Below are 548 nucleotides of genomic sequence, written 5' to 3'. Positions count from 1 at the left end.
ACCTTTTCTAACTCTTTTTGATAATGTTCAAGGTTGGCTTTAAAGTAATCATACCTTGAATCTTTATAGGAAGGATTACCGGGATGAAAAAGTGTATATAATTCAGGCTCGTCAAGGCTTAGAAGTGTCTCAATTGTAACCTTCTCAGCTCTTTTGCCTGTCAACAACTTATCAAGCTTAAAAAGATATGTCTTGACGGTATTCTTACTTACATCAAGAATACGTGCAATGGTTTTGACTCCATTGCCCTGTCGGTTAAGTATTATCAATTGCTTTATCTGACTCATTGGTTTTGGTTTTCCAGCCATAGGATTATAATTAGCGGTTATCTAAAGTGTCCGCTAAAAAAACCAAAACCATTAATCAGAGGGGTCAATATGCTCCGGAATTTTGACCAAAGGGGGTCAACATGATCCGGAATCTTTATCAAATTCTTGCTTTAGGGGGTCAATATCCGCCGGAATGTCAGTCGAATCTGGCCAATCAGGCCACTTTCTCTAAACAAAAACATTCCGATTCTGAGGGGTCAACATCCTCCGGAATATCCA

General features: G+C 38.9%; 1 protein-coding gene. It reads right to left on the bottom strand.

Annotated elements, in window-relative coordinates:
* The coding region (locus MM213_RS20815; RefSeq protein ID WP_369413981.1) for a helix-turn-helix domain-containing protein at nt 1-308 on the bottom strand (308 nt) is incomplete at its 3' end.
* Between the last annotated feature and the right edge of the window lie 240 nt (nt 309-548).

Origin of the sequence: Belliella alkalica (genome assembly GCF_022549785.1) — a bacterium.
Lineage (GTDB): Bacteria > Bacteroidota > Bacteroidia > Cytophagales > Cyclobacteriaceae > Belliella > Belliella alkalica.
The sequence above is the reverse complement of the archived record's forward strand: the minus strand, read 5'-3'. Positions and strand labels throughout refer to the sequence as shown.